21 protein-coding genes and 1 pseudogene are annotated in these 22904 nt (G+C 69.7%); 13 read left to right on the plus strand and 9 right to left on the minus strand.

The features are described 5' to 3' along the window. Positions 1-85 precede the first annotated feature (85 nt). The gene (locus MPLG2_RS01335) at positions 86-343 is read left to right on the plus strand and encodes an NUDIX domain-containing protein (RefSeq protein ID WP_105184591.1); all 258 of its coding nucleotides are present in this window, start codon (positions 86-88) and stop codon (positions 341-343) included. After that, positions 344-526, plus strand: coding sequence for an NUDIX hydrolase (locus MPLG2_RS01340; protein ID WP_105184592.1), 183 nt, complete (start codon positions 344-346; stop codon positions 524-526). Between the two features lie 24 nt (positions 527-550). On the opposite strand, the gene MPLG2_RS01345 is transcribed toward MPLG2_RS01340, so the two are convergent. Then, on the minus strand, positions 551-859 hold the full coding sequence (locus MPLG2_RS01345) for a hypothetical protein (protein ID WP_105184593.1): 309 nt from the start codon (positions 857-859) through the stop codon (positions 551-553). Positions 860-935: 76 nt separating this feature from the next. Here MPLG2_RS01345 and MPLG2_RS18195 point away from each other — a divergent pair, with 76 nt between their 5' ends. Both MPLG2_RS18195 and MPLG2_RS01350 read left to right on the plus strand, forming a co-directional pair. Continuing rightward, positions 936-1094, plus strand: coding sequence for a hypothetical protein (locus tag MPLG2_RS18195; RefSeq protein WP_158680772.1), 159 nt, complete (start codon positions 936-938; stop codon positions 1092-1094). Positions 1095-1417: 323 nt separating this feature from the next. Then, positions 1418-4996, plus strand: a complete 3579-nt coding sequence (locus tag MPLG2_RS01350; RefSeq protein WP_158680773.1) for a beta strand repeat-containing protein — start codon at positions 1418-1420, stop codon at positions 4994-4996. Between the two features lie 182 nt (positions 4997-5178). On the opposite strand, the gene MPLG2_RS01355 is transcribed toward MPLG2_RS01350, so the two are convergent. Continuing rightward, on the minus strand, positions 5179-5772 hold the full coding sequence (locus tag MPLG2_RS01355; RefSeq protein WP_105184595.1) for a hypothetical protein: 594 nt from the start codon (positions 5770-5772) through the stop codon (positions 5179-5181). A gap of 35 nt (positions 5773-5807) precedes the next feature. On the opposite strand from MPLG2_RS01355, the gene MPLG2_RS01360 reads away from it, so the two are divergent. Further along, positions 5808-9008: a DEAD/DEAH box helicase gene (locus MPLG2_RS01360; protein WP_197710034.1), complete on the plus strand. Its 3201-nt coding sequence runs from the start codon at positions 5808-5810 to the stop codon at positions 9006-9008. Between the two features lie 178 nt (positions 9009-9186). Here the strand turns inward: MPLG2_RS01360 and MPLG2_RS19595 are convergent, their stop codons facing one another. Then, a complete protein-coding gene (locus MPLG2_RS19595) occupies positions 9187-9312 on the minus strand; it encodes a hypothetical protein (protein ID WP_269459161.1) in 126 nt (41 codons plus the stop codon). 84 nt (positions 9313-9396) lie between these two features. On the opposite strand from MPLG2_RS19595, the gene MPLG2_RS19200 reads away from it, so the two are divergent. The 5 genes from MPLG2_RS19200 (at position 9397) to MPLG2_RS18200 (ending at position 11638) form a co-directional block, all read left to right on the plus strand. Then, on the plus strand, positions 9397-9618 hold the full coding sequence (locus MPLG2_RS19200) for an FAD-binding protein (RefSeq protein ID WP_231935744.1): 222 nt from the start codon (positions 9397-9399) through the stop codon (positions 9616-9618). Positions 9619-9766: 148 nt separating this feature from the next. After that, positions 9767-10627, plus strand: a complete 861-nt coding sequence (locus MPLG2_RS01370; RefSeq protein ID WP_105184596.1) for a fumarylacetoacetate hydrolase family protein — start codon at positions 9767-9769, stop codon at positions 10625-10627. After that, positions 10624-10941: an alcohol dehydrogenase catalytic domain-containing protein gene (locus MPLG2_RS01375; RefSeq protein WP_105184597.1), complete on the plus strand. Its 318-nt coding sequence runs from the start codon at positions 10624-10626 to the stop codon at positions 10939-10941. Before MPLG2_RS01370 ends, MPLG2_RS01375 begins: the two co-directional genes overlap by 4 nt. Positions 10942-10944: 3 nt before the next feature. Beyond that, complete coding sequence (locus tag MPLG2_RS01380) at positions 10945-11526, plus strand: zinc-binding dehydrogenase (RefSeq protein ID WP_158680774.1); 582 nt, start codon at positions 10945-10947, stop codon at positions 11524-11526. After that, positions 11501-11638: a hypothetical protein gene (locus MPLG2_RS18200; RefSeq protein WP_158680775.1), complete on the plus strand. Its 138-nt coding sequence runs from the start codon at positions 11501-11503 to the stop codon at positions 11636-11638. The genes MPLG2_RS01380 and MPLG2_RS18200 overlap by 26 nt, the downstream gene beginning before the upstream one ends. A gap of 56 nt (positions 11639-11694) precedes the next feature. On the opposite strand, the gene MPLG2_RS01385 is transcribed toward MPLG2_RS18200, so the two are convergent. Further along, positions 11695-12918 (minus strand): IS110 family RNA-guided transposase, encoded by a 1224-nt coding sequence (locus MPLG2_RS01385; protein WP_105184599.1) that lies wholly within the window; start codon positions 12916-12918, stop codon positions 11695-11697. A gap of 620 nt (positions 12919-13538) precedes the next feature. After that, positions 13539-14309 carry a hypothetical protein gene (locus MPLG2_RS01390; protein WP_158680776.1) on the minus strand — a complete coding sequence of 257 codons (771 nt, stop codon included), beginning with the start codon at positions 14307-14309 and terminating at the stop codon, positions 13539-13541. 49 nt (positions 14310-14358) lie between these two features. Here MPLG2_RS01390 and MPLG2_RS01395 point away from each other — a divergent pair. After that, a pseudogene (locus MPLG2_RS01395) lies at positions 14359-14850 on the plus strand (extracellular solute-binding protein); the annotation flags it as partial. Between the two features lie 240 nt (positions 14851-15090). Here the strand turns inward: MPLG2_RS01395 and MPLG2_RS01400 are convergent. Further along, positions 15091-15294, minus strand: a complete 204-nt coding sequence (locus MPLG2_RS01400; RefSeq protein ID WP_105184602.1) for a cold-shock protein — start codon at positions 15292-15294, stop codon at positions 15091-15093. Between the two features lie 384 nt (positions 15295-15678). Between MPLG2_RS01400 and MPLG2_RS01405 the strand changes: the two genes are divergently transcribed. Next, positions 15679-17115 (plus strand): DEAD/DEAH box helicase, encoded by a 1437-nt coding sequence (locus MPLG2_RS01405; protein ID WP_105184603.1) that lies wholly within the window; start codon positions 15679-15681, stop codon positions 17113-17115. Between the two features lie 110 nt (positions 17116-17225). Here the strand turns inward: MPLG2_RS01405 and MPLG2_RS01410 are convergent, their stop codons facing one another. Together MPLG2_RS01410 and MPLG2_RS01415 are read right to left on the minus strand one after the other, a co-directional pair. After that, positions 17226-18668, minus strand: a complete 1443-nt coding sequence (locus MPLG2_RS01410; RefSeq protein WP_158680777.1) for a phosphatase PAP2 family protein — start codon at positions 18666-18668, stop codon at positions 17226-17228. A 50-nt stretch (positions 18669-18718) separates the two neighbouring features. Continuing rightward, positions 18719-20155 carry a phosphatase PAP2 family protein gene (locus MPLG2_RS01415; RefSeq protein ID WP_105184605.1) on the minus strand — a complete coding sequence of 479 codons (1437 nt, stop codon included), beginning with the start codon at positions 20153-20155 and terminating at the stop codon, positions 18719-18721. Positions 20156-20315: 160 nt separating this feature from the next. On the opposite strand from MPLG2_RS01415, the gene hutH reads away from it, so the two are divergent. Continuing rightward, positions 20316-21872 (plus strand): histidine ammonia-lyase, encoded by a 1557-nt coding sequence (hutH, locus tag MPLG2_RS01420; RefSeq protein ID WP_173909587.1) that lies wholly within the window; start codon positions 20316-20318, stop codon positions 21870-21872. Positions 21873-22117: 245 nt separating this feature from the next. Here hutH and MPLG2_RS01425 read toward each other — a convergent pair whose 3' ends face one another. After that, entirely contained in the window at positions 22118-22897 is a 780-nt protein-coding gene (locus MPLG2_RS01425; protein ID WP_105184606.1) for an IclR family transcriptional regulator, read from the minus strand. Positions 22898-22904: the final 7 nt, after the last annotated feature.

Genomic DNA, 22904 nt, shown 5'->3' on the forward strand with positions numbered 1-22904 from the left:
CGGTGAGGGGGTACGACACCCTCAGATCCTGCGATCGATTCGGCGTGGCCGCCGCTTCATGCAGCGACTCCCGTAGGTGGCACCTGTGAGCGTCGACCGTTCGAGCATCCGCGTGAAGGCCATGATCATCGCCCCCAAGGACGTGCGCACGGCACATGCGGTCAGCGTCCACGCACCCACCAGAGAGAATCCCGACGGCTTCCATCGCCTGATCGGTGGTTCGGTCGAACTCGGCGAGCGACATGTGGACACGATTCGTCGCGAGGTCAGGGAGGAACTGGGCGCGGACGTCCACGACCTCGCCCTGCTCACGGTCGTGGAGAACATCTTTCGCATCGACTGAGTGCTCGGCCACGAGATCGTGTTCCTGTACTCCGGCCGTCTGGATCCCCCGCCGCCGGCGACCGGGGCGACCTTGATCGAGGACGACGGCGCGCGCGTCCCGGTGGTGTGGCGCCCGCTCAACGACCAGGACGAGCAGGTGCCCCTGTACCCCAGTGACGTCGGATCGTGGGTCGGCAAGTAGCCGACCCCCAGTGCACCGGACGGATCAGCGCACCGCGTTGAACCAGCTGCCGCCGTAGTCGCGGTTCACGGTCTCGGCCGACTGCACCCTGACCCCCGCCACCTCGATGCCCTCGACCGACGCGTCGGCCAACAACCGACCGACCTGCGCGCGCAGGTCGACGACAACCGACAGTGCGTCCCGCTGCAGATCCGTCCCGGTGCCCAGCCACACCCACACCCACGCATCCGGCGGCGAGGCGACATACTCGACCCGATCGACGCCCTCCGCGGCGAAGGCCGCTATCAGGTTCGCTCGCGCAGCTTCCAGCCGGTTCCAACGGAGGTCGCTCACCTGACGATCTTCGCACCGGCTGGGGACGACGCTCTCGAAGAGGACTCCGAACCGTCGAGATTCCGGCATTCACCGAATGACGAAAGGCGCGGATGAGGGTCGGCCGAAGATCCGCAGCGATGGTCATAACGGTGCGCTGGCGGCCGCGTTGGACGGCAGTCGCGAGCTGATCACGCCGGTGGTCAAGGCGGCTGAAATTCCGCGCGGCAGGCAAGAGCGCCTAGTGAAACGATGATTAACGAAACTACATTCACAATGAGGGGGAGGGCTTGCTTGTTCACGGTTGCGCAATAGATCGAGAATTCTCCGAGCAGAGAATCCAGTCGACGCGCAAACCGACGCTCACAAGGAGTTTCTCGACTCTTGGTCGAGTGTTGATCTCAGCTTGCGCCAAGCCATGTTATGCGCATTTCATCGCTGATAATGTGCGGCACGCAGCGGAGCACGACATTTCGACACGCCAACCCGGTGGCGGGCGAAGGGGTCCGCAGAGCGGGGAACGCCGTGGCGCAGGCTCAACGATTCGCGACGGGCGGTCGGGCACGTCGATACCTGACGGTGCTGACCGCATTCTTGCTGGCGCTCGGCTGGGTGCTCGGCCACCCGGTCAAGGCCTTCGCCGACGGCCCCACCACATTCAGCAACACCACCTCGATCGCCATTCCAGCCACCGGATCGCCCAACCAGATGGGCCAGGCCAGCCCGTACCCGTCGATCATCCCCGTGAGCGGTATGACCGGGGTCGTCACGAACGTCACGGTCACGTTCAACGGTCTGACCCATGGCGCGCTCAATGACGTGGACGCGATGGTGGTGTCGCCCACCGGCGCCAACCTGGTCGTGCTGTCCGACCTCGGCGACCCGAACAGCCTGAGACTCGCCAACAACATCAACCTGACCTTCTCGGATTCGGCCGCCTCGGGTGTTCCCGAGATCGTCAATGTGCCCAGCGGCACGTTTCCTCCCACGAACAACAACCCGGGAGCCGCGGTCGACAGTTTTCCGGCCCCGGCGCCCACCCCGTCCAGCCAGACCACCTTGGCGGGGGCTTTCGCCGGCATCAACCCCAACGGTGAATGGAGGCTGTTCATCGTCGACGACACCAGCGGCGAGGTGGGCAGCATGGCGGGCGGCTGGAGCCTGACCATCACCACCGAGGTCACAGCGGTTGCGACCACCACCACCGTGACCTCGTCGGACGCGACCTCGACCACGGGCGACCCGGTCACCTTCACCGCCTCGGTGCGGGCGGGTGCGACGCCCGTCACCGCCGGCACCGTGCAGTTCAGCAGCGACGGCACCAACGTGGGTGCCCCGGTGGCGTTGAACGGCTCCGGCACCGCCGGCCTCACCACGTCGGCCCTGGCCGAAGGCAGCCACCTGATTCGCGCCACCTACAGCGGTGCCAGCGGATTGCTGACCAGCAACGGCACCATCACCCAACGGGTCGACAACGCCACCACCGTCACCGACACCACGTTCTGCAACACCGGCGTGATCACCGTGCCCAACGTGGGCCCCGCGTCGCCGTACCCGTCGAACATCTTCGTCACCGGGCTCACCGGGCAGATCACCAAGGTCACGGCGCAGGTGAAGGGTCTCACGCATCAGGCCCCGATCGACTTGGACGTGTTGCTGTCGGGCCCCGATTCGAGCCGCAACCTGTTCTTGATGAGCGATTCCGGCGGTCAGACCCCGGTCAGCAACGTCACCCTCGACTTCGACGACGCCGCGGCGGGCTCGTTGCCCAACCCGCTGACCAGCGGCACCTTCATGCCCACCAGCACCGACGATCAGAACGCCGACACCATGCCGGCGCCGGCCCCCGCCTCCAGCGGCGCGACGCAGTTGGCGACCTTCAACGGCCAGTCGCCCAACGGCACGTGGAGCCTGTGGGTCAGGGACGACGCCACCGGCGACAGCGGCAGCATCAGCGGGGGCTGGTGCCTGACCATCACCTCTGCGGTGCCGACCACGACGGCGCTGACCGCGAGCCCCAACCCGTCCACGGTCGGCCAGAGCGTCACGTTCACCGCCACGGTGGCCAGCGGCGGCAACCCGGTGAGCGCCGGCACCGTGCAGTTCTCGGACGGCCCCACCGACCTGGGCGCACCGGTATCGGTCAACGCCAGTGGGGTCGCCACCCTGACCACGTCGGCGCTGACCGCCGGCAGCCACACCATCACCGCCGACTACTCCGGTACGTCCACCCTGCAGGAGAGCTCCGACTCGGTCGATCAGGTGGTCAACCGCGTCGCCACCGCGACCGTGCTCACCTCGAGCCCCAACCCGTCCACGGTCGGCCAGAGCGTCACCTTCACCGCCACGGTCACCGGTGGGGGCAGCCCGGTGGCCAGCGGCACCGTTCAGTTCTCGGACGGTGGCAGCAACCTGGGCGCGCCCATCGCCCTGGCCGCGGACGGCACGGCGACGTTCACCACCTCGGGGCTGGTCGCCGGAACGCATGCGATCAGGGCGAGTTTCGCAGCCACCGCCACTCACGGGGCCAGTTCGGATGACCTCGATCAGGTGGTCGACCTCGCCGCCTCGCTGACCACCCTGACCAGCAGCCTCAACCCGTCGGCGTTCGGCGACCCCGTGACCTTCACGGCCACCGTCACCGCTGCCGGCGCTCCGGTGACCAGCGGCAACGTCACGTTCAGCGTCGACGGCACCGATGTCGGTACCGTCACGGTGTCAGTCGCCGGCGTGGCAACATTCGCGACCGCGAGCATCGGTGGGGGCACCCACACGGTGGCCGCCCGCTACCTGGGTACACCGGCACTCGGCGTCAGTTCGGCCAATCTCAGCCAGGTGGTAGGCCAGCGGGCGTCCAGCACGACCGTGACGTCGAGCCTCAACCCGGCCGCGTTCGGCGCCACCGTCAGCTTCACGGCCACGGTCACCGCGGGCGGTGCGCCTGTGACGTCGGGCACGGTGCAGTTCAGCGTGGGCGGCACGCCGGTGGGCCTGCCCATCGCTGTCGCGGCCGACGGCACCGCCGTGCTCACCCAGGCCGGCGGCCTCGAACCGGGCACGTTCACCATGACCGCGACCTACTCGGGCACGGACGACATCGCCGGCAGCAGTGGCAGCGTCAGCCAGGTCGTCCAGGGTCGGCCCACCACCACGGTGCTGACCGGTCCGGACAGGTCGTCGCTGGGCACCGAGGCGATGTTCACCGCCACCGTCTCCTCGGCGGGGGCCCCGGTGAGCGCAGGCAGCGTCGTGTTCGCGGTCGACGGAGTGCCCGTCGGCGGCGAGGTCGGCGTCGACGGCTCGGGGCAGGCGACGTTCACCACCTCGGACCTGTCCTACGGCGACCACACCGTCACCGCGACCTACAGCGACCCGGCCGGCGGGTACCACTCGAGTAGCGGCAGCCTCACGCATCGGGTGTTCGTCGAGTTCGCGATCGTCGGAACGCCCTACCAGGTCGCCGAGGGTGAGTCCCTGACCCTGCAGGCGACCGGCTCGCCGGGCGCCACCTTCGGTTGGGACCTCAACGGCGACGGGGACTACAGCGACGCCACCGGCCTGAACCCGACCCTGACCTGGGCGCAACTCGAGGCGCTCGGCATCGATGACGGACCCAGCACCCACCAGATTCAACTCCGGAGCACCAGTCCGGACGTGGGCTCAGCGTTGGCAACGGCGCTCACCGTCACCAACACCGCTCCCGACTCGGTGCTCACCGGTGATTTGACCGCCACCGTCGGACGTCCGTTCACCATCAAGGTCGGTGCCGACGACCCGTCGTCGGCCGACATGGCGGCGATGTTCACCTACACCGTCGACTGGGGCGACGGCTCGCCGGTCGAAACCGTGACCGGCCCGGCCGACCCACCCGTGACGCACACCTACACCACCGAAGGCACGTTCGACGCCTCGTTCACCGCCACCGACAAGGACGGCGGCACGGGGCCGGGCACGACGGTTCAGGTGGTGTCGCAACGGCAGGCGGCGCCCACACCGTCACCGTCACCGACCGACGATTCGAACGACGACGACGACCTGCCGCAAACCGGTGCCGACGCGAACCTGGGCCTGTTGTGGGCCGGTCTGGTGTTCGTGTCCGTGGGCGCGGTGGTGATGGTCGCCGCACTGATCGGACGGGGCCGCCGCCGGCAGGGCTGACCCGCTGATGGGACGCCCCCTGTCGGGTGCGGTTGAGGGATCCCGGCGTTCGCCGGGATGACGAGAAGGCGTGTCGGGCTGCGCAGTGCTTGGTCGTCATTCCGGCGGACGCCGGAATCTCTGCCGGTCGAGCTCGTCGAGACCCGTCCTGAGCGGGTCTCGACACGCTCGCCCAGCGCTCGTCAACCCGCGGCGGTGCGCGTCGTGCGGGCCAGGTAGGCCAACCCGCGCGGACTGAGTTCGTAGCCCACCGGGTGGCTGATCGTCAGCCCGAGGTTCTTCAGCTTGCGCACGTCGATCTTGAACGGTGCGGTCTCGCGGCCCACGGACGCCGCCAGGTCGGGTGCCCGCACCTGTGGACGCTGCCCGATCAAGGCCAGGGTGGCCATCGTCCAGGGGCCGAAACTGCTGGCCCGGTCGAACCGCTCGAGCCTGGCATCCAGCGCCGCGACGTCGGCGTCGCTGAGTGCATCGTCGCTTCTCAAGGCGATGCGCGGGTCTTCGCCGACCCACGACAAGCCGATGCGGTAGACCGGCCAGCCGATCTCACCCGAGAGCCGCTTGCGCACCGATGTCGCGTCGCGATGACCGGCGCGCGCCGCCTCGTCGTCCGAGATCAGCTCAAGGTCGACGACGTCGATCGTCTCGACCCTGATCACCCCGGCGGACGTGCGGAACTGCGCGCCGGGCTTCACGTCGGGTCGACGCCAGCGGCGAAAGGCGAGCGTCACCGTTCCGTCGCGCACGCCCTGGGCGATCATGGGTGGGAGCAGCACCGCACCATTGTCGCGCCGGGGTACGGTGTTGCGCGATGCCCAACCTCAAGTACCCGGCCTGGGTGAGCGACCTTAGCGAGCCACGCATCGCCCAGATGTTCACCCGCGACACGATCGCCCGCGGCCGGGCCTACGCAGAGCAGGGCCGGGTCGGCCACATCGCGGTCGGCTCGGGCACCGGCGGTTCGCTGGTGCAGGCGCAGGTGCGCGGGTCGTCTTTCCACGCCTACGCCACCGTGCTGCGCCACGACGCCGCGACCAACTCGTTGAGCAGCACCTGTTCGTGCCCGGTGCGGCACTCCTGCAAGCATGCGGTGGCCCTGCTGTGGCACATGCGCACGGTGAACCTGCGCGCGCTGACTCCGGCCTGGCAACGCGCGCTCACCGAGGTGACGGCCGGCGCCGGCCGGATGGGCAAGGGCGAACCGCTCGGCATTCAGGTCAGCCGGCCGAACGGCCGGGTGCACTTGCGTCCCCTGGTCTGGGGACGATCCGGACGCTGGGTGAAGTCGGGCATCACCTGGGACCAGGTCGGCTACCCCTGGCAGGGCAACTACCGCGAAGAGCACCGCACGGCGATGGCCGGGCTGGCCCGCACCCGCGACCAGCGCACCGGGGCGAGCTTCTACTACAACCGGGGGCGGGCGGACGAGCTGTGGCTCGCCGAGCTGGGCTCCGGGGTCTGGTACTGGCTGCGTCAGGCGATCGCGGCCGGGGTCGAGCTGGTGCCGGGGCCCGGCCTGGAGGCCGTCCGGATCGCCGATGAGCCGGCCCACCTGGCCAGCCGGCTGAGCCGCACCGCCACCGGCCTGGAACTGCGCACGTTCGCCCAATCGTCCGAGCTCGAACGGGCGGTACCCCTGTCGGATTTGCTCGGCGACCCGCCGCACGGCTTCGTGATCGAGGCGGCCGAGGAGTTGCTGCTGGTGCCGTTCGTCGAGCCGCTGAACTCGGGCCAGAAGGCGTTGCTGCTGCAGCACGCCCGGCTGCAGATTCCCGACGCCGAGGTGCCCGCGTTCGCGGCCCAGTTCTATCCGCCGCTGCGCCGGCTGACCGCCGTTGTGGCCGACGCCGACGTCGCGCTGCCCGAGCCCGAGCCGCCCCGGCTGCTGCTGCGGGTGGCGTTTCTGCCCGACCACGTCAGCGAGCTGCGCTGGGCGGTCCGGTACCGGGTGGGCGAGGGGGCATTGGACGTCGGGCTCGACCCCGGCCACGAACCCGAGCCGTTTCGCGACCTCGAGCTCGAGGCGGGGCTGTTCGGCGCGCTGCCGAGCGGGCCCTGGCCCAGCCTCACCGTCGGTGAGGTGCGGCGTCCGGTCGAGACGGCGAGGCTGATCGGCCCGGCCACCGCGCAGTTGGCCGAACTGTGGCTCGAACGGTTGCGCGCACTCGGCGTGCTGGTCGAGGTGACCGGACGCCCCGCCGACTACCGGTTGGCCACCGAGGCCCCCGAGGTGACCCTCAGCGTCACCGACCCGCCCGAGGGTGCCGACTGGTTCAACCTGGGCGTGCGGGTGAGCATCGAGGGCGAACCGGTCGAGTACCGCGAGCTGTTCTATGCGCTGGCCACCGGTCAGACGCACCTGATTCTGCCGTCCGGCACCTGGTTCAGCCTGGAGCTCCCCGAGTTGGAGCAGCTGCGCTTGCTGATCGCCGAGGCGCGCGAGTTGGGCGGCGACGCGGGCGACGGGCAGGTGCGGCTGCGCACCGAGCACGCCGGACTGTGGGAGGAGCTGGTCTCGCTGGGGGTGGTCGCCGAGCAGTCGGCGGCGTGGACCCGCGCGGCGTCCGCCCTGCTCGATCTGGACGAGCTGCCGCAACCGCCGGTGCCGAAGGGGCTGACGGCAACCCTGCGCCCTTACCAGGATCTCGGCTTCCGGTGGCTGCACTTTCTGCACGCCGCCCGGCTGGGCGGCATCCTCGCCGACGACATGGGCCTGGGCAAGACCGTCCAGGCGCTGGCGTTGGCGTGCGCGCTGAAAGAGGCGGGCGAGCTCGACCGTCCGCTACTGGTGGTGGCCCCGACCTCGGTGCTGAGCACCTGGGCCGAGCAGGCCGCGCGGTTCGCGCCGGGGCTTGTGGTGCGGCTGGTCACGCAAACGTCGAAGAAACGGAACGAGCCGCTGGCCGCACTGGCCGCGGGCGCCGACATCGTGGTCACCTCGTACACGCTGGTGCGGCTCGACGAGGACGAGTACGTCGACCAGCCGTGGTCGGTGGTGCTGCTCGACGAGGCGCAGTTCGTGAAGAACCGGCAGGCCCGCGGGCACCAGTCGGTGCGCAAGCTGCGGGCGCGCACCAAGTTCGCGATCACCGGCACGCCGCTGGAGAACAACCTGATGGACCTGTGGGCGCTGCTGTCGATCGTCTCGCCCGGGCTGTTCGCCGACCCGGCGGCGTTCACCGAGCGCTACCGGCGTCCGATCGAGAACGGGTCAGACCCCGAGGCGTTGGGCCGGCTGCACCGGCGGGTGCGGCCGCTGATGCTGCGGCGCACCAAAGAGACCGTGGCCGCCGAGCTGCCCCCGAAGCAGGAGCAGGTGCTGTCGATCGAGCTGTCGCCGGCGCACCGCAAGCTCTACGACAAGCAGCTGGCCGCTGAGCGCAAGAAGGTGCTCGGTCTGGTCGACGACCTGCGCCGCAACCGCATCACGATTCTGGCCTCTCTCACCACGCTGCGGCAGTTGGCCCTCTCGCCGGCGCTGGTGCTGCCCGACCAGGCGGCGACCTCAGCCAAGATCGACACGTTGATCGACCTGGTCACCGAGCTGGCCGCCGAGGGCCACCGGGCGTTGGTGTTCAGCCAGTTCACCACCTACCTGGGCATGGTGCGCGAGCGGTTGACCGCCGAGGGCCTCGGCACCGTCTATCTCGACGGACGCACCCGTGACCGGGCGGCGCGCATCGAGCAGTTCCGCGACGGCAACGACCCGGTGTTTCTGATCAGCCTCAAGGCCGGCGGGTTCGGCCTCACCCTGACCGAGGCCGACTACGTGTTCATTCTCGACCCGTGGTGGAATCCGGCGGCCGAACTGCAGGCCATCGACCGCACCCACCGCATCGGGCAAGACAAGCACGTCATGGTGTACCGCCTGGTCAGCGCCGACACGATCGAAGAGAAGGTGGTCGCCCTGCAGGCCCGCAAGCGCGACCTGTTCGACAAGGTGGTCGGCGAAGCCGGCGACCTCGCCGCCCCGCTGACCGCCGACGACATCAGGGGTCTGCTGGAGCCGTAGGTCGTTGCGTGAGATCGGCGGGGGACTCGTCGTCCCGGCGATCTCTGGTGCGGTGCGCCGGTGGTGAGATCCCGGATCACGTCCGGGATGACGGTGAGCCCCGAGGTCCGAGGCTCCGGGCCCCGGAAGGTGGCGGAGATCCCGGATCAAAGTCCGCGATGACGGTGTGAGCGCAGCGTCAGCTCGCCAGACGCGGGTCGATCAGGGTCAACGCACGGTCCACCGCTGCAGGGGCGTCCGCGCGGTCGGGTTGGCCCACCACCACGCCGTGCACCATGTGGATGAACAGCAGAATGTCGGCCATCGACCAGCCGGGGTCGGCCAGCCCGGCCGCCTGAGCCCGAGATCGGCGTCGAAGGCAACCGCCTGGCTGACACCGTGGCGCGGGGTGCCCGGTGATCTGGGCACCAAGGGCGGGGTGGTCACTGACGCCGACGCGCGCGTGCTGCGCGCCGACGGTTCGGTGATCGAGGGCCTGTACGCGGCCGGCAACAACTCGGCGTCGGTGATGGGGCGCACCTACCCGGGGCCCGGCTCGACGCTGGGCCCGGCCGCCGTGTTCGGCTACCTGGCCGCGCGGCACGTCGCGGCCGCCGTGCCGGTGGCCTGACAAGGGGGACGACGGGCGGACCGGTCTGCGCGACCGGTCGGGGGACCGTCCGTCGTCCTACCCTTCGGCCCTTCGCTCTGCGACTAACTCGATCCATTGGCGAAAGGGGCGCGGCGACATTAGCGTTCAGGTGAGCGAAGGGGCTGCGATGAAGCTGATCCGGCTGGGTGAACCCGGCAACGAACGTCCGGCGGTGCTGGTCGACGCCGACGCCTACGTGGACGTTTCCGACGAGGTTGCCGATTACGACGAGGCCTTTTTCGGGTGGGGCGGGTTGGCGAGGTTGGCCGACGTGGTGGCGTCGCGGGTGGCGTCCGGCGAGGTCGAACCGCTGGGGGGTCAACGCATCGGGGCGCCGATCGCCCGTCCGCACCAGATTCTGTGCATCGGGCTCAACTACAGCGACCATGCCGTTGAGACCGGGCAGCGGGTGCCCGCCGAGCCGATTCTGTTCACCAAGTCGCCCAACACGCTGATCGGGCCCAACGACGACGTCCGCATTCCCCGCGGCTCGACCAAGACCGACTGGGAGGTCGAGCTCGGCATAGTGATCGGCTCGCGCACCTCGTACCTTGATTCGATTGCCGACGCCGCCGGGGCGATCGCCGGCTACGTGGTGGTCAACGACGTCAGCGAACGGGCCTTTCAGACCGAGCGTGGCGGGCAGTGGAGCAAGGGCAAGTCGGCCGAAACGTTCAACCCGTGCGGCCCCTGGCTGGTGACGCCCGACGAGATCGACGACGTGGGCCGGCTGCGCCTGTGGCTCGACGTGAACGGTGAACGGCGCCAGCGCGGCTCGACCGAGTTCATGATCTTCGACCCGCTGTTTCTGGTGCACTACCTGAGCCAGTTTCTGGTGCTCGAGCCGGGTGACCTGATCAATACCGGCACGCCGCCGGGCGTGGGCATGGGCATGCAGCCGCCGCAGTTCTTGCAGCCGGGCGACGTGATCGAACTGGGCGTCGACGGCTTGGGCACGCAGCGCCAGCGGGTCGTCGGGCCACGATGAAGGCGCTGGTGCTGGCCGAGTTCGGCCGCCTCGACGTGGTGGAGTACCCCGACCCGGTGGCAGCGTCCGGCGAGGTGCTGGTGGCGATCGCCCACACCGGCATCTGCGGCACCGACCTGCACGGGTACACCGGGGCGAACGGACGCCGCGTGCCCGGCATGGTGATGGGGCACGAGACCGCCGGTGTGGTGGCGGCGGTGGGCGACGGCATTTCTGGTTTCGCGCCCGGACAAGTGGTGACGGTGAATCCGGTGGTGGTGCCGACCGACGATGCACAGGCCTGGCGGGGTCGTGAGCAGCAGCACCCGGGCTAGTACGTGATCGGGGTCAAACCCGATGTGGTCGCGGCGTTCGCGCAGTTGGTGGCGGTGCCGGCGCGCAATGTGGTGCCGCTGCCCGACGGCATGCCCACCACCCACGGCGCACTGGTCGAACCGCTGGCCGTCGCGACCCATGCGGTGGGCCGGCTGAACCCGCCCGACGGCCCGGTGCTGGTGGCCGGTGGCGGGCCGATCGGTCAGTCGGTGGCGGTGGTGCTGCGGCAGGTCGGCGTGCGACAGGTGCTGGTGAGTGAGCCGGCCGCGGAGAGGCGCGAGTTGCTGACCGCGCTGGGCGTGACGGCTCTGAACCCTGGCGACGCACCGGTCGCCGAGCAGGTGCTGGCAGTGGCGGGCCGTCCGGCGGTGGCGGCGTTCGACGCGGTGGGCAGTTCGGGCTCGGTGGCCGACTGCCTTGCCGCTACCGAGTTGGGCGCGTCGGTGTGCCTGATCGGTGGCGACGCCTCGGCTCGACCTGGCCGCGTTCGACATCACCGCGGCCGAGCGCTCGCTGGTGGGCAGCTTCGCCTATTCGAGCGTCGACTTCGAAGTGGCATTGGAACGGCTCGCCTCCACCCCTGAGTTGGCCGAGGTGCTGATCAGCCGCACGGTGAGCCTGGCCGAAGCGCCGGCGACGTTCGCCGCGTTGGCGTCGGGTGACGGCACGCCGGGCAAGGTACTGGTCGAGCTGTAGCCGCTGGTCGAGCTGGTCGAGCTTGTCGTTGGTCGAGCTTGATGCTCCTATTGGTGTCAAGCGGCGGTGAGGTATTCGCGGTAGGCGTTGCTGAGGAGGATGTCGGGACGGGTGCCGCGTTCGAGTTCGCTGATTCGGGTGGGTGCGGTGCTGAGGTGCTGGGCGACTTGGGTGAGGGTGAGTTCTCGTTGGTGGCGCAGGGTTCTGAGGTCGTCGGTGCGGGGTGCCGGGGTTGGGTGGACGAGGAGGTGCCAGGCCTCGCGGGCGATCGCTCGTTTCAGGCAGCGCAGGACGTCTTTCTTGCTTTTGCCGGCGGCCCGGAGTTTGGCGGCGTAGGTTTTCGTGCGTGTGTCGGTGGACAGGCGGACGAGCGCGATCTGGTGCAGGGCCCAGTTGCCCTGCCGGTCACCGCCTCGGTTGAGGCGGTGCCGGGTGGTTTTGCCGGAGCTGGCGGGGATCGGTGCGGCACCGCAGAGCGCGGCGAAGGATGCTTCGGTGCGTAGCCGGTCGGGGTTGTCGCCCGCGCTGATCAGCAGGGTCGCGGTGGTGATCACGCCGTAGCCCTTGGTGGCGAGCATCGTGGGTGCGGCCTGGATGGTCAGGGTGTGTAGTTCGGTGTCGATCTCGTCGATCTCGGCGGTGAGGTTCTGGTGGCGGCGGGCGAGGCGGCGTAACGCTTGCCCGGTCGCGGCGGACACGCTGGTGGTTGCGGGTCCGGGCCGGGTGGTGGCGAGGGTGTCGATCAGGCGGTTGCCGGTCAGGTCGGTGAAGCGGGCTTTGAGGGCCTCTGGTGCGGTGATCAGCAGGCAGGTGATTTGTCGGTGCGCGGCGACGCGGGCCTTCATCGCGGAGCGGCGGACCGCCATGAGTACCCGGATCTGCTCGACCGGCCCGTCGTTGGTTTTCGCGACCGGCAGGGTCTCGGGTTCGGCTAGGGCCTGCGCCGCGGCAGCGTAGGCGTCGATCGGGTCCGACTTCCCGCGCCGCCGTTGAGCGCGTTTGGGGCGGATCACCTCACGAATCGACACCCCTGCCGTAGCCAGGGACCGGGCAAGGCCGGCACCGTAGGAGCTTGTGCCCTCGATACCGATCAACCTGATCGCGCCGAACGACGCGACGAAACTGAGGAGTTGGTCGTAGCCTGCCGGGGTCGCGGGAACCTTCAGGTCCCCGAGCCGGGCACCGGTGCCGACGGCGAGCACGGCAACGTGGTGGGTGTCCTTGTGTGTGTCGACTCCCGCGACGACCGAGGTGTCGCGGCCAGTGGTGGTTGTTGTCATGATGGTGGAATGCCTTCCTGATGGTGGGCACGCCGGTCGGAGGCCGAGCAGACAAGACGTTGATGAGGCTGACCAGGCTCATATGAAGTCATGCAAGGCCTTCGACCGGCGCTCTCGCAGGTCACCCCACGGCAAGAGGGTCGTGGACGGATCAAACCCAAGGCAGACCCCTTCCGGGGGTACGCCAGTCGAGACCAGGGTCACACGCCCCCTTGCCGGGAGGCACTTACATCCTCTACGTCGAGACCCCTGTGGTTGCGTGTGTTGCCGCGGAGCGGGGGCGCCCCTGTCCCGTCCTTGCGGAACTGCTCGGCTAGCGCCTCGCAGTGCGCAAACGCCCGACCACGCCCTGACTGGGGCGCCCCCGCTCCGCTTCACTCTTGATCGTGGCTGTCGCCGGTCGAGGATCAACGGACCGTCGTCATCCCGGCGGACGCCGGGATCTCCGATATCGCAGTCGGTGAGGTCTCGACAGGCCCGACCACGGCGGCGGCCGGCGGGTCTCGACGAGCTCGACCGACGGACGATCGTCATCGGGGCGGACGCCGGGATCTCTCGCGACACCGCAGCCTGTGCGAGGTCTCGACAAGCTGGACCGGCGAGGTCTCGACCAGCGCCCTTTACCGGTGGAACTCGACGATGTGCTCCGACAGGTAGCGGTGCACGCTGGGGCCGAGGTCCTTCACCCAGAGCCGCGCCCGTCGTCCGAGTTTCACCGACGTGTGCCGCTCGGCGACGCCGTCTGGGCCGTCCAACGGCTGCAGCGACGGGTACCACAGGGTGTGGCCGGGCTTGCGCAGCAGGAGTTGGGGTGGGCTCCAGTCTTGGCTGTTCGCGCCGGCGCCCAGGTCGCGGTGCGGGTTGAGGCTCAGCCAGACCGAATCGCCGGCCCAGAACTCCGAATCGACGCCCCCGAACGTCATCACCCAGCCCTGCAGGTGAGCGTTCCAGCTCACCGACGGACCCCAGTGAAACGACCGGTCGCCCGCCGAGACCGGCCCGCCGCCGTCCTGGGCCGGTATCTGGAGGGTGGCGATCGGTGCCCCGACGCCGTCGTGCGGGGCTGCGAACGCGCGCCCGTCCCAGCGCCGGGCCGCACCGGTGGGCGAATCGAGGTCGGCCAGCGCGATGCGGGCCACGCTGATGCACTGGCCCGCCGCCTCGACCTCGCCGTTCCAGGTGCCGGGAGCGTATTCGCCGGGGTAGCCGTACTCGCCGTAGAACACATACAGGTGCTCGCCGCAGGCCACGGCCGACGGGTCGCCGACGCCGCCGGGAAAGGTGTAGTTGCGGTTGACCGGTGCCAGAACCAGCCGCGGCTGCAGGTCCTCGAGCCCACCGCGTTCACCATGACCGACCCGAAGGTGGTCGAGGTGTTCCGGTTCGTCCAAGACCTGATGTGGGGCAAGCACATCGCGCCCCGCCCCGACGAACGCGACGCCAACAACCGGCGGGTTCGCGGGCGGCATCGTGTCGATGATGCCGGGCGGCACCTGGAACATCACCGGCTACCAACAGATGAAGGGCGGCTGGGGCATGGCCCCGTTGCCGCTCTACCAGAACGCGAGCGTGATGCCGTACTGGCTGGGTGGCTGGGTGATTCCCAAGCAGTCGGCGGCGCTCACCGCGGCCCAGACGTTCGCAATCTGGCGGGCCACCACGTTCCAGGACCAGATGGCGGCCGACCACGACTGGATTCCGATCGCCAACGCGGCCCGCGAGTCGACCGCCATGCTCGAGGGTATGCCGACGGGCTTCAAAGAGGCGCTGGCGGCGCTGCCGCAGGCCAAGATCGGCGACCTGTACACCGAGAACAGCCAGAAGATTCTCAACGAGGTGTACGGCACCCGGTTGGACGAACTGTTCCGCAACAAGGCCACGCCCGAGGCGACCGCCCAGACGATTCAGGACGAGGCCACCGCGCTGCTCTGACTCGCAGGGGTCTGGGCCAGAACGGGACGGTTCCAGTTCTGGCCCACATCGCCTTGGCAGAAGGCTGCGCTCTGCCAAGGTGCTGTCGTCCACGCGGGATGCCCGAAGTGTCGCTACACGGTGAGCCACAACGAGAACCGTCCCCGGGATTCCGGTCACGTGTCAGAAGCGACGAATCGCCCCGGTCCAGACGGACCGGGGCGATTCTTCTCAGCTCTGCGAGCAGAGCGTCGTGTTGGCTCAGAGAGCGCGGATGTTGGTGGCCTGGAGGCCCTTCTGCCCACGCTGGGTCTCGAACTCGACCTGCTGACCCTCGAAGAGGTCGCGGCGGCCGGTGCCGACGATAGCCGTGAAGTGCGCGAAGACGTCGGCCGAGCCGTCGTCGGGAGCGATGAAGCCGAAGCCCTTCTCGGAGTTGAACCATTTGACAGTGCCAGTGGCCATGTCGTTATTCCTTCGTGTTTCTTGGGACGCTCGGGGCGACCCTACCTACCCTCTTCGACGGCGCCGGAGAGGAATCCATGGGGGGAGCAGGCTGTGGCCGCGCACGCTCTAACGGCCGCCAACTGCTGGGGCGGCGATGAGGCGCGGGTGCTGCTGATGAGACTGCTTTCGAGACATTCGTCACACCAAATGGTGCGACTAATCACTCTAGCAGCCTCCCCCCAGCACGGCGATTCTTCAACACCCCGGACCTCGTGCGAGAATGGATCAAGGGCGTGCACCGCGCCGCCCGGCATCGCACCACCGTCCGCAGCGCGCCGGCACCAGCCGATGATCGCGAGCGAACCTGGCCAGTGGTGAACCCGATTCTTTGAAAGCAGCACCGTGTCTTCAACCGTTTCTGAGGCGACCTTCGCCTCGCTCGGCGTTCCCGCCGAACTCGTCGCAGCCCTGCGGGCCGGCGGCATCGACCGACCCTTCCCGATTCAGACCGCCACCCTGCCCGACACCCTCGCCGGTCGCGACGTGCTCGGCCGCGGCCGCACCGGGTCGGGCAAGACGATCGCCTTCGCCCTGCCCGTTGTGGCTCGACTCGCCCGACTCGTGCCGTCCGGCGAGAGCATCGCCGCCCGCACCCGCGGAGCACGGCCCCGAGCCCTGATTCTGGCCCCGACCCGCGAGCTGGCCAATCAGATTCTGGCCACGCTCCAGCCGCTGGCTGCGGCCGCCGGACTGCGCACGATGACCATCTTCGGCGGCGTCGGGCAGGCCAAGCAGGTGGCCGACCTGCGCAGTGGCGCCGACATCGTGGTGGCTACGCCCGGACGCCTGGAGGACCTGATCGGTCAGGGTCACGTGCGACTCGACGCGGTCGCGATCACCGTGCTCGACGAGGCCGACCACATGGCCGACCTCGGGTTTCTGCCGGCCGTCACCAGGCTTTTGGGTGCGACGCCGACCGGCGGCCAGCGGCTGCTGTTCTCGGCCACCCTCGACCGCGGCGTCGACACGCTCGTCAAGCGTTTTCTGCATCGTCCGCTGCAGCACAGCGTGGACGCGGAGAACTCGCCGGTGGCCGCCCTCACCCACCACGTTTTCCTGGTCGGCGACGCGGGGCAGAAGCGCCAGGTCGTGCGCGAGCTCGCGGGCGGCAACGGCCGTCGCCTGCTGTTCATGCGCACCAAGCACCAGGCCCGCAAGCTGGCCCGCGAACTGACCGCCGCGGGCATTCCGGCCGTCGAACTGCACGGCAACCTGTCGCAGAACGCGCGCGAACGGGGGCTGCAGGCCTTCTCCGACGGAAGCATTCAGGTGATGGTGGCCACCGACATCGCCGCCCGCGGCATTCACGTCGACGACGTCGATCTCGTGGTGCACGTCGACCCGCCGGCCGAGCACAAGGCGTACCTGCACCGCTCGGGACGCACCGCCCGCGCGGGCAACGAGGGCGACGTGATCACCCTGGTGTTGCCCGAGCAGCACCGCGACTTTCAGGCGCTGGCCCGGGCCGCCAAGATCAACGCGCGCCCCCAGCCGGTGAGCGCCGGCGACCGCACCGTGCGCGCGCTGGCCGGTGAGCCGGCCCCGCTGGTGGCGCTGACGGACGCGCCGAGCGCAGCCGCGCGCAAGGGCGAGAGCACGCCCAAGCCGGCCAAGGCGAAGGGCAAGGGTGCGACGGCACGGGCTGCGGGCCAAGCCCATGCACGCCCCCGGGTGACTGCCGGCCCGGTTTCGTCGGGTGCCGGTGTGGTCAGCCTGTCGCGGCAGGGCACTCGCCCGCGCAGGAACACCGGACGCCGACCACTGCGCCGGTCGGCCTGATCCGTTCGAGGGTTGCCGCCAGGGAATCGCTGATCAACGGTCGGGTCGTTGGTTGAGCTTGTCGAATCCCTTGGCCGCAACGGGTCTCGACAAGCTGCACCAGCGAAGATCTAGCCGTCGAGCACGGTCGGGGAGCCTCCGACACTGAGCACCCGCACGGTGCCGTCGGCAAGACGCAGCACCGTGGCCGACAGGGCAGCGGCCAGGTTCAGCCGCTGCCACGAGCCGTCCGCAAGCCCGAGGGCCTGCAGGGTCGTGGTGTCGAGGGCGTTGCCAGAAGCGGTTTCGGTCTGCGCCAGCACGGACTGCCGCTGCGTGCCGGTCAGCGTGGGAAAGGCGGTGCGCAGCAGGTTCTGAGCCCCTTGGGGCACCGACGCGCCGAGTGCCGCGGGGGTGATCGGCGTGAAGCCGTAGCCGAGCCGTTCGGTGTAGGCGATCAGTGCGGTGGTGCGGTCGGTGACCACCTGGCCGGTCAGGGCCGGGGGCGCAGCGCCGCCGTAGGGGTCGTCGGTGTACGGACGGTCGGCGGCGATGCACGCGGCCAGGGTGTCGCCGCACGCCGACTGCAGGTAGCCGATCAGTTCGCGGCGCGCCGGCTGCAACACCTGGGTGCGGAACTTCTCGTCCGACCAGCGGGCGGCGACCGCGGCCTGGCCGGCCATGCGTCCACCGATCACGTCGAGGGGGTAGTGCACGCCCAGCACGATGCGGTTGTTCGCCGCCTCTGACACCCGGGCCAGAATGCTCGGCGCGAGTTCGGGCAGCAGGGTGGCCAGGGTGAGGCCCGCGGAGTAGGCGTCGGTGGTGTGACCGCTGGGAAACGAGCCGCCCAGGCACAGCGATGCGCGGCCGTACCCGGCGTCGAGCGTCACGTCGGTGGTGGCGAACCGTCGGCTGGTGTCGACGGCCGGCGCGACCCGGGTGATGCGCAGGTCGCCCGCGGCGGTGGCCCAGGGTTGCCCCTTGCGAAGGGACGCCAGCGACTCGCCGCTGACGCGGCTGGGCGCGCAGGCGGCCTGGTCGCCGCTGGCCCGCACCGAGCCGGTGCTCACCGGCAGGTAGGGCCGGGGATAGCCGAACGCGGCCTTGGTGTCGCCGGTGTCGAAGTAGTCGCCGGCGCTGCCGGTGGTGGTGTTGAGCAGTTTGGTGGTGAGCGGCAGTTTGCCGCCCAGGCGTCCCTTGGCGTAGAGGGTGCCGAGTCGTTGGCCCAGCCCGTCGGCAATGGTGATCGACTGGTCGTAACCCGAGCCCTTCGCGGTCAGATACTGCGCGTCCTGAAGCGCGCGAAACTTCTGTGCCGACGTGGCGTGCTGGTTGATCCAACTGGTCAGCCGGTCGTTCCACTGCAGTTGCTGGGCGTTGCGCACCCGTCCGGTCAGGTCATCGTCGCCGGACGAGCGCCACACCGTGCGAAAGCCCACCAGCACGGCGGCGAGCTTCGGCTTGTCGTCATCGCTGGGGAAGGGTGACTGCGCCCGTGCGGTCGACGGGGCCAGCAGCGCGATGGTCAGCGCGAGAGCGGGTAGTGCGGCCACCAGGGCCCTGCGTGCCATCACCACCTCCTGCTCGTGCCCAGGCTAGTCTGCGGCACCCAGCGGCGACATCAGTCGCGCACCACCGTGGGTGCGCCACCCACCGCGATCACCGTGACCGTGCCATCGGCGCTGAGCCGCACCGTCGCCGACATGGCTGCAGCCAGGTTGAGCCGCTGCCACGAGCCCGGACCCTTGCTGAACACGCCGCCGCGTGAGGTGGTGTCGAGCGGGTTGCCGGCACCCGCCTCGGTTTGGGCAAGAATCGCCCTGCGTTGCTTGAGCGACAGGGTCGGAAACGCCGTCACCAGCAGGTACTCGGCCTTGCTGGGCACCGAGGTGGCCGACGATGCGAAGCGGGCGGCGAAGCCATAGCCGAGCCGCTCGGTGTACACGGCGAGCGCCGAGGCGCGGTCGGTGACGGCCTGGCTCGACCCACCCGGTACGGCGCTCGCGCCGTACGGCCGGTTGGCGTAGGGCTGGTCACCGGCGATACATACCGCGAGTGCGGCGCCGCAGCTCTTCTCGAGGTAGGCCACCAGCTCCTTGCGCGCGGTCAGAATGTTGGCGTCGCGAAACTTCTTGTCGACCCAACGCTGGGTGACGCCGGCCTGGCCGTTGATGCGTCCGCCGATCACGTCCAGCGGGTAGTGCACGCCGAGCACCACCCGGTTGTTGGCCGCCTCTGACGTGCGGGCCAGAATCGACGGTGCCAGTTCGGGCAGCAGGGTGGCCAGCGCGATGCCCGACAGGTAGGCGCTGGTGGTGTGGCCGCTGGGGAACGACCCGCCGGTGCACAACCCCGAGCTGCCGTAGTCGCCGCTCAACTTCACCGGCTTGGCCGAGAAGCGACCGCTGGTGTCGGTGGCGTCGGCTACCCGGGTGATCAGCAGGTTGCCGGCCGCGTCCGCCCACGGCTGCCCCTTGCGCATCGACGCCAAGGACGACGCATTCACTCGGCTCGCGGCGCAGACACTCGAATCGCCGGGCACGGCGGCCGCCTTCGGGTCGGCGGGCAGAAACGGACGCGGGTAGCCGAACTGCTTCTTCAGAGCTCCGGTGGTGACGTAGCGCCCGATCGTGCCGTCGGTGTTGCTGAGCAGTTTCGAGGTGAGCGGCAGCTTGCCGGTCAGGCGGCCCTCGACGTAGAGCGCGCCGAGCCGTTGGCCCAGTCCGTCGGCGACGGTGATCGACTGGTCGTAGCCGCTGCCGTCCGCCGAGCGGTACTCGGCGTCCTGCAGGGCGCGGAACCGCTGCACCGAGGTGGCGTTGTGATTCACCCAGCTGGCCACGCGGTCGTTCCAGGCCAGGGTGACGACGTCTTTGACCGTGCCGCTCAGGTCGGCCTTGCCGCTGGCGCGCCAGCGGTAGTTGAACGCGGCCAGCGCGGCACTCAGGTCGGGCTTGGTCTTGTCGCTGGAGTAGCCGGACGCTGCCGCGGCGGGTTGGGTGGTGAGGCCCACGGTGAGCGCGACCAACAGCACACCGGCCGCACGGCGTCGGTGCATGGGGGCTCCTTCGACAATGGGTCTCTCAGCAGCGTCACCCGAGCGGCACGATGGGGCGTGGCGAACTCGCGTGCGCGCCTACTCGGATCCGAGACGCAGCCCGGGTGAGGCTGGCCCGCGGGGCGACGAGCCGTCACCGTGTAGACGAGAGGAGACGTCCATGGCCATCGGTGCGGTTGAGGTCGGCGTGGTTCGGGTCGGTATGGGCCCGGTCAGCCGTGACGAGGTGGTGGCTGTCGCCCGCCACGACGCTCGGGTGACGCTCGCGCCCGACGCGCTGGCCGCACTGGCCGCCACGCGTCAGCGCATCGAGGCGCTGGCAGTGGCCGATCGTCCGGTCTACGGCGTCTCGACCGGGTTCGGCGCCCTGGCCACCCGGCACATTCCGGGCGATCGGCGCGTCGACCTGCAGCGAAGCCTGATCCGCTCGCACGCAGCCGGGTCGGGGCCCGAGGTCGAGCGCGAGGTCGTCCGCGCGATGATGTTGCTGCGGCTGTCGACGCTGGCCACGGGCCGCACCGGGGTTCGTCCGGTGGTGGCCGAAACCTACGCCGCCCTGCTCAACGCGGGGATCACGCCGATCGTGCACGAGTTCGGATCGCTCGGCTGTTCGGGCGACCTGGCCCCGCTGGCGCATTGCGCGCTCGCGGTGATGGGTGAGGGATTCGTGCGCGACGCGGGCGGCGAGCGCCGGGCGGCCGGCGCGGCCCTGCGCGACGCCGGCATCGAGCCGGTGACGCTGGCCGAGAAGGAGGGTCTGGCCCTGATCAACGGCACCGACGGCATGTTGGGCCAGTTGATTCTCGCCGGCCACGACCTCGCGGCGCTGCTGACCACGGCCGACATCACCGCCGCGATGAGCGTCGAGGCGCTGTTGGGCACGCCCCGGGTGTTCGCTCCCGACCTGCAGGCGTTGCGGCCGCAGCCGGGCCAGGCGGCGGGCGCCCGAGTCATCGCGGCGATGCTGGACGGCTCAGAGATCGCCGCCGGGCACGCCGACGACGAATGCCCCATCGTGCAGGACGCCTACTCGCTGCGCTGCGCGCCCCAGGTGAGCGGCGCGGCCCGCGACACGCTCGCGCACTGTTGCTGGGTGGCCGAGAACGAACTGGCCTCGGCGATCGACAACCCGGTGGTGACGCTGGATGGCCGGGTCGAAAGCAATGGCAACTTTCACGGCGCGCCGGTGGCGTACGCGCTGGACTTTCTGGCCATTCCGGTGGCCGATGTGGCCTCGATGAGCGAGCGCCGCACCGATCGGCTACTCGACGTGAAGCGCAGCCACGGGCTGCCGCCGTTCCTGGCCGGCGACCCGGGGGTCGACTCGGGGCACATGATTCTGCAGTACACCCAGGCCGGCATCGTGTCGGAGCTGAAGCGGCTCGCCGTGCCGGCCTCGGTCGACTCGATCCCCTCATCGGCCATGCAAGAAGACCACGTGTCGATGGGTTGGGCGGCGGCGCGCAAGCTGCGTCGCGCGCTCGACGGGCTCACCCGCGTGCTGGCTGGTGAGGCACTCAGTGCGGCGCGGGCGCTGGAGCTGCGCGAGCGTCGTCCGGCCCCGGCCACCGCGGCGGTGCGCGACCGCATTCGTCAGGTGGTCGATGGCGTCGGCCCCGACCGCTTTCTGGCACCCGAGATCGAGGCCGTGGTCGAACTCGTGCGTGACGGCGCTCTTATCGCCGCCGCGGAGCGAATCACCGGCCCGCTTGAGTGATCGCATGTCAGGGGACGGTTCTCCAACGGTTGGGGGACGGTTCTCCGACGGTTGGGGGACGGTTCTCCGACGGTTGGAGAATGTGAAGTCACGGACCTTCGTAGACGGTTGGAGAACCGTCCCCTTGTTGGTTGGAGAACCGTCCCCTTGTTGGTTGCAGAACCGTCCCCTTGTTGGTTGGAGAACCGTCCCCTTGTTGGTTGGAGAACCGTCCCCTTGTTGGTTGGAGAACCGTCCCCAAACCGTCATTGCAGTCTCCGGGTGATCTCATTGGCGCCGGCCACCAGGTGCCCGATCAACTCGGACGGGTCGCGCAACGCCACCCGTGAGCGCCAGGTGCAGCTCAGGGCGGCCACCGGCTGACGGTGCAGGTCGAAGATCGCCGCACCGGCCGAGCGCAGACCCGCTCCGATCAACTCGACCTCTTCGGACCAGCCCTGCGCGCGTTCCAGGGCGAGGGCGGTCTGTAACTCCTCCAGCGAGCGCGGCCCACGACCCGTCCGCGAGGTGAAGTCGCCCGGCTTGCTGTACAGCGCCTGCAACTGCTCGATGGGCAGGTGGGCCAGAATCGCCCGGCCGTTCGCGGTCAGGTGGGCCGGCAGCAACACCCCGACCGCGGTGACCAGCGGGGGCTCGTGTTCGCTCTGCTTGGCCGGGTACTCCTTCAGCAGGTACAGCGTGCTTGCCCCGCGCAGAATGCCCAGGTGCACGGTGATGCCCGCCGCGGCCGCGACCGATCGCAGCACCGGACGCGCCAGCCGCTCCATCTGGTCGTGCATGGTGAAGGCCGACGACAGCTGATACGCCGCCGCCCCCAGGGCATAACCCCTTGCCTCGGGCACATACACGGTGAACCCGCGCTCGGTGAGCACCGTGAGAATGTGGTACGCCGACGACCGCGGCAGTCCGAGGTCGCGGGCGATCGTCGAGGCCGGCACCGTGCCCGTCCGCTGGGCCAGGTAACTCAGCATGTCGAGCGCGCGGCCGACCGCGGGCGACGTGCTCGACTCGTTCGCCACCGTCATGCTCCGT

It is taken from the genome of Micropruina glycogenica, from assembly GCF_900289045.1.
GTDB lineage: Bacteria > Actinomycetota > Actinomycetes > Propionibacteriales > Propionibacteriaceae > Micropruina > Micropruina glycogenica.